Raw genomic sequence first — 7,733 nt, 5'->3', positions numbered from 1 at the left:
CCCAAACAATCGTCATCCCGGCGGAAGCCGGGATGACGGAGCAAATTTTGCCAAATGCGATAGCCCTGCCCAGGTGGGGGAGGATATGGCTTTCGCTTTCCGCCTATCGCGGTCGATCACACCCCCGCCTTGATCCAGTCGTGCATTGTCATCCAGCGGACGAATTCGTCGAACCAGCCGGTGCTCGTCGTCTTCTTCGGATACATGCCGAAGCCGTGGCCGCCCTGTTCGAACAGGTGGAATTCCACCGGCCGCTTGGCCCCGCGCCAGCTGTCGATCAGGCCGAAGCCGGTATTGCCGAACAGCGGATCGTCCGCCGCGAGCGCCACGAACAGCGGCGGTGCGTCGGCCGGTACCGGGAAGGTGGTAAGCGGACCGTAGATCGTGCCGATAAAGGCGGGCTTGGCGTCCTGCCCGTCGAGCGCGGTCGCCAGGGTGAGCATCGCGCCGGCGGAGAAGCCGACCATGCCGATCCGGTCCGGCTGGACGTGCCATTCGCCGGCGCGCTTGCGCACCAGCGCGAAGGCCGCGCGGGCATCGGTCACCTGAGTCGCGATGCCGGCCATCATCGCCTTGGGATCGGCACCGCGCGGCGGGCCGCCGCCACCCCCGGCAAAGCGCGCCTTCATCGCGGCCTCATAGGCGGCGAGCTCCTGCGGCGTCTGGTTGAGTCGGTATTTGAGCACGAACGCGGCGACGCCGTGCGCCGCCAGCGCCTTGGCGACGTCCCAGCCTTCGTTCTGCATCGACAGCGAGGTGAAGCCGCCCCCCGGCGCGACGATCACCGCGGTGCCATTCGCCTTGGCCGGATCGGGCAGAAAGGGGGTGAGGGTGGCGACGGTCACGTTGCGGGCGAAGACGCTGCCATATTGGCTGTGCCAGCTTTCGTTCGCCTTTGCGCCGGGGAGCGGGCCGGTGCCGAGCGCGATCGCGCTCGGCTGCGCCGGGGTCGCGATCGGGGCCATCTTGTCGTTCTGGGCCAGCGCCGGCGTGTGTGTGAGCGCAGCGACCATCAGCGCCGAGCCGGTCAGGCTCCCTCTCAGCCTGCGGCCGAGTCGCCGTCTTGCTTGGGGAACGCGTTGCGGCATGCTCCTCTCCTCCGATGTGCTATTGGTTATGCGTGCCAACTATCTCGCAGGCGGCATCATTTGTCCAACATTCTTGCAGCGTCTACGACCAGAACGCCGGCATCTAGACGGACTAGTGGCGGCGAGCGGCGCTGAACCGTGCGGGTGCTTGCGCGTTCTACACGCCATGTTCGCACATCTTCCGCTCGCCTTGGTGCTGCAGGCGATGACACTCGGGCTGGCGCGCGCGCTCGGCGTCGACCTGGTACCCGCCGCCTGGCTGGGCGCCTTCTGTGCCATTGCCGTATGCGTCGCGCGCGAGATCACCCAGCGCGAATACCAATGGATCGAGCAGTTCGGCGGCGGCCTCCGCCGCAACATGCCGCGCTTCGCCGGATATCGCTTTTGGGAGTGGAATGGCCACTCCAAGCGGGAGACGGTTGCTGCTGCCGCGCTCGTGCTGCTTCTGGCGGCAGTGATTACGGTAGTCACGAATCACCAATGATGTACAACTAGTGACATACCCTGAACCAGATCGGCGAGTCTGCCGCCTCATTGCCTTTTCTCTGCAAACCGCTCGCATTAGCGTTGACTTTGCGAGGAGCTCGCAATAGCAGGTCCGTAACAATCATACGGGGCTACCTACGTTGCGTTCTTCCTCTCCTGCCGTGTCCAGCCGGGTTCCTGCCTTTCTAGCGCTCGCCTGTGTCGGGTTCGTCGCGACCGCGCCGGCGCATGCCGATTCCGAAGCGAGCGGCCCGGACTCCGACGATCAGGACCGGATCATCGTCAACGGCCAGCGTGCCAGCGAACTCGCCGGTCCCAAGGGCGTGGCGCCGGTCGTCAACACGCCGCGCTCGGTCGTGGTGCTCTCCCGCGAGGTGATCGAGCAGACCGGCTCCACCAGCCTCGCCGACGCGCTGCGCACGGTGCCGGGAATCACCTTCGGCGCCGCCGAGGGCGGCAATCCGATCGGCGATCGGCCCTTCATCCGTGGCTTTGACAGCCAGGGTTCGACCTTTGTCGACGGCGTGCGCGATCTCGGCGCGCAGACGCGCGAAGTCTTTGCCACCGAACAAGTGCAGATCGTGCGCGGTTCGGATTCGACGCTGGGCGGCCGCGGCAGCGCCGGCGGGTCAATCAACATCATCTCGAAGCTGCCGGTGGCCGGCAACTTCATCGCCGGGTCGGCGAGCGCCGGCACCGCCGACTTCAAGCGCTTCACGCTCGACGTGAACCACCAGCTGGCCGACAAGGTCGGCGTGCGCATCGCTGCGCTGTGGCACGACCAGGATGTCGCCGGGCGCGACGCGGTGTGGCAGCGGCGCTGGGGCGTGGCGCCGTCGGTGACGATCGGCATGGGTACGGACACCCGGCTGACCGCCTCCTATTACTATCTCGAGAGCCACGAGCTGCCCGACAGCGGCATCCCCTATGCCTATACGCTGGCCAATGCGCCGGGCATGGGTACCATCCAGAGCCGGCCGATCGTCGGCGACTTCACCACCATCACCGGGGTGAAGGGGCATGTCGATCGCTCGAACTTCTACGGCGTGGCGAGCCGCGACTTCCGCGACGCCAAGACCCACCAGGCAACGCTGCGGGCTGAGCATGATTTCGGCGGAATCACGCTGCGCAACACGTCGCGCTACACCTATACCGACCAAGCCTATATCTTCACCCTGCCGGACGACAGCCAAGGCAATGTGTTCGGCACCGCGACGGCGAACCCCGTCACCGGCGCGGCCGGCACCCGGGGCGACGTGCTTACCGGCGGCCTGGTGTGGCGCCGCGCCAACACCCGCTACGGCTATACCAAGACGCTGACCAACCAGACCGACCTGTACGGCACGTTCGAGACCGGATCGGTGAAGCACAGCTTCTCCGTGGGTGCGGAGTTCGATTGGGAGAAGGCGCGCCGTGGTACCTTCGTGACGCGCGGCTATCTCAACCCCTCGACCGGCGTCGAGATCCTGTCGATGGGTAGCCAGACCAGCCCGCGCTGCAACACCGCAACGATCGCCCGCTATTATTGCGCCAGCGTGTTCTCGCCCAACCCGAGCGATCCCTGGACCAACTATGCCAGTGACAGCGCGACGACTGCCTCGCCGGTCGTCCGCTCGCTGCCGATCGAGGAGACGCAGAACGACGCCAGCACGGTCGCCTTCTACGGGTTCGATTCGATCACGCTGCTGCCGCAGCTGATCCTCAACGTCGGCGCGCGCTATGATCGCTTCAAGTCGACGGTAACGCCGGGCCAGTCGGCGGCGGCAACCAGCACCTTCCGCCTCAGCAAGACCAACAACCTGTTCAACTGGCAGGCCGGCCTGGTGTTCAAGCCGACCCGCAACACCAGCCTCTACGCCAGCTACGCTACCTCGGCGACGCCGCCGAACAGCCTGGTGGGCGAAGGGCAGGACGGCAACCAACTCGGTTCAACGGTCACCGCCGCGGCCCTGCTCGACAGCCTGAAGGTGGAAAAGACCAAGTCCTATGAAGTCGGCGCCAAGGCCAATCTGTTCCACGAGCAACTGGCGCTCACCGCCGCAGCCTTCCAGACCGATACCGACAATGCCCGCGTCACCGGCGCGAACAACACGGTCGAGTTCGTCGGCAAGCGCCGCATCCGCGGGCTGGAGCTGACCTTCAACGGCAACGTCACCAAGTGGCTGACGGTGTTCGGCGGCTATACCCACCTCGATCCGAAGATCGTCGATGGCGGCTCCACCATTCTCACCGCGGCAGCGATCACGCAGACCGTCAATGGCGCCACGACGACGATCCAGGCGGCCAAGACGGTGGCGGTGCCGTCGGTCAACACCGGCCGCATGGCGACCCAGACCGCCAAGGACAGCTTTACCCTCTGGGCGGATCTCAAGCCCGTATCGCGGCTCAGCCTGGGCGGTGGCGCCTTCTATGCGAGCACCGTGGTGGGCGGCTATCAGGACAATCGCTCGGCCGTGCAGGATGCAAGCGGCGTGGTGACCGTAATCCCGGCAACCAAGGTCCTTGTCCGGTCGGTGCCGTCCTACTGGCGCTTCGACGCACGCATCGCCTATCAGCTGACGCCGAAGGTGGGGATCAGCGCCAACATCCAGAACCTCACCGACAAGACCTACTACACCCAGGCCTATACCTCGCATTATGCGACGATCGCACCGGGCCGCTCGGCCTTTGCGACGCTCAACGTGAAGTTCTGATGCGCCCTGCGCTCGACGATCTCAGCGCCGAGGACATTGCCGCCCGCCTCTCCGGTTCGCCGGAGGCGCGGGCGGCGCTCGTTCGGGAAGGTGCCGAAGCGGGCGTCGCGGAGGCGCAGGCGGTATGGGGGCAGATGCTCCTCGACCAGGGCCGCGCGACCGAAGCCTTCGACTGGTTCGCCCGCGCCGCGCGCGCCGGCCATCTGATGGCGCTCAACATGCTCGGTCGCTGCTATGATCTCGGCTGGGGGACGACCATCGACAAGGTGCGCGCCGCCGAGTGCTTCCGCGTCGCCGCCGAGCGCGGGCTCGACTGGGGCATGTATAATTACGCGACCGCGCTGGCGCTCGGCGAAGGCTTGACCGAGGACAAGGCCGCCGCGCTCGCCTGGTTCGAAAAGGCCGCGGCGACGGGCAACGCCAAGGCGATCAACTATGTCGGCAGCTTCCACGAGGATGGCTGGGTGGTGCCGCAGGACATGGTGAAGGCGGCCGACTGCTATGCCCGCGCAGCCGAGGGCGGCGACTTTCGCGGGGCGTTCAACCATGCCCGCATGCTGGCGGGCGACGGGCTGCTCGACACGGCGGCGCACTGGCTGACGCGCTGCAGCGAGACCGCGACCCCGGCCTTTGTGCAAAAGGCCCGCGCGTGGCTCCGCCGCTCGCCCTGGCCGGAACTGGAGATCCATCTTTGCTGATTCCGATCCCCGACCTGCTGACCGCAGACGAAGTGGCGCACATCCGCGGCATCATCGACGCGGCGGAGTGGGTCGACGGCAACGTCACCTCGGGCACGCAATCGGCGCTCGCCAAGCGCAACGAGCAGCTGCCCGAAGGCGGCGAGGCGCACCGCAAGGCGGGCGCGATGATCCTCGACGCGCTGGCCCGCTCGCCGCTGTTCGTCGCCGCCGCGCTGCCGCTCAAGGTGTTCCCGCCGCTGTTCAACCGCTATGCCGGTGGCCAGGCGTTCGGCACCCATGTCGACAATGCGATCCGCATCCAGCGCGGCAGCGACTTCCGCATCCGCTCCGACCTGTCGATGACCGTGTTCCTCGAGCCTCCCGAAGCCTATGACGGCGGCGAACTGCGCATCGAGGGGCTGTTCGGCGAGCAGAGCGTCAAGCTGCCCGCGGGGCACGCGATCCTCTATCCTTCGTCGAGCCTCCACCGGGTGGAACCGGTGACACGGGGTGCCAGGACGTCGAGCTTCTTCTGGCTCCAGTCGATGGTGCGCGACGACGGCGAACGTCGAATCCTGTTCGATCTCGACCGCTCGATCCAGGCGCTCGCCGGGGAGCTGGGGCAGGGGCATGCCGAAGTGGTGGCGCTGACCGGCGTATACCATAACCTGCTGCGCCGCTGGGCGGATGCCTAGCGCTCACCCCTGGCGTCGCGGCGCCGTCGCGTTGCAGCGCGGCATCGTTCGGTAATGTAAGGTTTTCGAGGGATTTCAGCGTGAAATCGCGCGTTCATACCAAGCGGATCCTATAAGTCGGCAGGGATTGGTGTGCGCGCGCACACGTACTTGCTCTTGGGACATCGCCTGTGATTGCCTTCTCGAATTTGAAGATCCAGTTCAAGATCATGCTGCTGCTCGCGGCGCTCGGCGTCGTCACGCTGGGTGTCGCCTGGGTAGGCGGCCGCAACGTCATGACGGCGGACACCAGCTACAGCCAGATCGTGGACAACCAGATGCCCGACACGGTCAAGCTCGTCCGCACGTCGCGCGTCGTGACCGCGATGATGTACGATGGCTATCGGGTGATGTCCTATGACGGCGGGTCCGCGAACGCGCGCGCGGCTGCGGACGACGAGAAGGCGTCGTTCGAGACCGCCTCGGCCAATCTCGCGGACGTGATCAAGCGCGAGCCTGCGGCGGCGGCGGCGCTGGCTCCCGTGCAGGACAAGCTCGGGCAGCTGCACGCGCAGCTGCAAAAGGCGATCGCGCTTGGCCTGCGGAACGAGGACGAGGGCACCCGCCAGCTGCTGCTCGTTGCCGATGACATGGCGTCGCAGCTGATCAACACGATCGTGACGATCAACGATGGCCGCGTCAAAGATGCCGCAAAGACTTCCAGCGACCTCACCGCCGGATCGCTCTCGCTGCAGACGATGCTGCTGGTGTCGGCGGCGCTTGCTGTCGCTGTGACCATGGCCGCCGCCGCGTTCGTGTCGAAGGCGCAGATCGTCAATCCCCTGGCGCGTCTGCAGGATGCGATGCGGGCGCTGGCGTCGGGCGACCATCAGACGGCGGTTCCGGGCACCGAGCGTGGCGACGAGGTCGGGGCGATGGCCAAGTCGGTGCTCGTGTTCAAGGACGCGGCGATCGCGCAGGCGGCCGCGGAGAAGGCCAAGCAGGCGGGCGATGCCGCGCAGAAGCAGGTCGTGGAAACGCTCGAGGATCGCCTCAACAAGCTGGCCGGCGGCGACCTGACTGCGTCGATCGACGCCGATTTCGCGCCGGAATATGCCGGCGTGAAGAGCAATTTCAACGCCGCCGTTACGGCGCTGCGCGACCTGATCGCCTCGGTGGTCGAAAGCGCCGAGACGATCTCGACCGGCTCGGCGGAGATTGCCCAGGCCAGTGAGGACCTAGCCCGCCGCACCGAAGGCGCCGCCGCGAGCCTCGAGCAGACTTCGGCCGCGGTCACCGAGATGAACCAGCGCATCAAGAACACCGCAATGGCAGCGACGCAGACCGTCCAGCGGGCCAATGGCGCGATCGGTGTGGTGGATTCGGGGCGCAGCGTCGCCGACGAGGCGATGCAGGCGATGTCGCGCGTGTCGGAGAGCGCCAAGGGCATCGACACCGTGATCGAAGGCCTGGACAAGATCGCGTTCCAGACCCGCGTTCTCGCCATGAACGCCGCCGTCGAGGCGGGCCGTGCGGGCGAAGCCGGCCGCGGCTTCGCCGTGGTCGCCGACCTCGTCTCCGCGCTGGCGATGCGGGCGGAGGAGGAAGCGGGCCGCGCCCGTGATCAGCTGACCGCCACCCAGGCAGACGTGACGGCAGCAGCGGAGATGGTCCGCCGCGTCGATGCGGCGCTGGGGGAGATTGTCGGCGACGTGAACGAGGTGCACGGCCTGCTCGCGACGATGGCGACCGACAACCAGGCGCAGGCGACGACGGTGACCCAGGTCTCGACCGCGGTCAGCAGCATCGACCAGATGACGCAGCAGAATGCCGCGATGGTGGAGGAAACCTCCGCCGCGGCGCGCAACCTCAACACCGAGGTCGCGTCGCTGAAGGCGCAGGCGCTGCGGTTCAACACCGGCCGCGGCCAGGGCCAAGCGGCCTCGGTCAGGGCGCGCCAGGAAACCACCTCGGGCGCCGCCACGCCCAAGCCGCGCTCGGTTGCCGAGGTCCGCGCGGTCGCGGTCGGCGCCGACGATTGGGCCAGCTTCTAACCTATCCGCACTAATACCAGGCTGCGTTGATACCGACTCCTCCAGCCTCTACCCGTCA

Annotated in this window: 6 protein-coding genes; 5 read left to right on the top strand and 1 reads right to left on the bottom strand. The window is 67.0% G+C overall.

What is annotated here, in order from left to right:
• Nucleotides 1-116: 116 nt before the first annotated feature.
• Entirely contained in the window at nucleotides 117-1,013 is an 897-nt protein-coding gene (locus tag SAZ01S_RS22655) for an alpha/beta hydrolase (protein WP_245825147.1), read from the bottom strand.
• Between the two features lie 241 nt (nucleotides 1,014-1,254).
• Between SAZ01S_RS22655 and SAZ01S_RS22650 the strand changes: the two genes are divergently transcribed.
• The 5 genes from SAZ01S_RS22650 (at nucleotide 1,255) to SAZ01S_RS22630 (ending at nucleotide 7,675) form a co-directional block, all read left to right on the top strand.
• Complete coding sequence (locus tag SAZ01S_RS22650) at nucleotides 1,255-1,572, top strand: hypothetical protein (RefSeq protein WP_084584600.1); 318 nt, start codon at nucleotides 1,255-1,257, stop codon at nucleotides 1,570-1,572.
• A 142-nt stretch (nucleotides 1,573-1,714) separates the two neighbouring features.
• Nucleotides 1,715-4,267 (top strand): TonB-dependent receptor, encoded by a 2,553-nt coding sequence (locus SAZ01S_RS22645; RefSeq protein ID WP_245825145.1) that lies wholly within the window; start codon nucleotides 1,715-1,717, stop codon nucleotides 4,265-4,267.
• Nucleotides 4,267-4,965, top strand: a complete 699-nt coding sequence (locus SAZ01S_RS22640) for a tetratricopeptide repeat protein (protein WP_084584598.1) — start codon at nucleotides 4,267-4,269, stop codon at nucleotides 4,963-4,965. The genes SAZ01S_RS22645 and SAZ01S_RS22640 overlap by 1 nt, the downstream gene beginning before the upstream one ends.
• Nucleotides 4,959-5,642, top strand: coding sequence for a Fe2+-dependent dioxygenase (locus tag SAZ01S_RS22635; protein WP_084584597.1), 684 nt, complete (start codon nucleotides 4,959-4,961; stop codon nucleotides 5,640-5,642). Before SAZ01S_RS22640 ends, SAZ01S_RS22635 begins: the two co-directional genes overlap by 7 nt.
• Nucleotides 5,643-5,812: 170 nt before the next feature.
• Nucleotides 5,813-7,675 carry a methyl-accepting chemotaxis protein gene (locus SAZ01S_RS22630; RefSeq protein ID WP_245825143.1) on the top strand — a complete coding sequence of 621 codons (1,863 nt, stop codon included), beginning with the start codon at nucleotides 5,813-5,815 and terminating at the stop codon, nucleotides 7,673-7,675.
• The last annotated feature ends 58 nt before the right edge of the window (nucleotides 7,676-7,733 follow it).

Origin of the sequence: Sphingomonas azotifigens NBRC 15497, assembly GCF_002091475.1 — a bacterium.
Taxonomy (GTDB): Bacteria; Pseudomonadota; Alphaproteobacteria; order Sphingomonadales; family Sphingomonadaceae; genus Sphingomonas; species Sphingomonas azotifigens.
The sequence above is the reverse complement of the archived record's forward strand: the minus strand, read 5'-3'. Positions and strand labels throughout refer to the sequence as shown.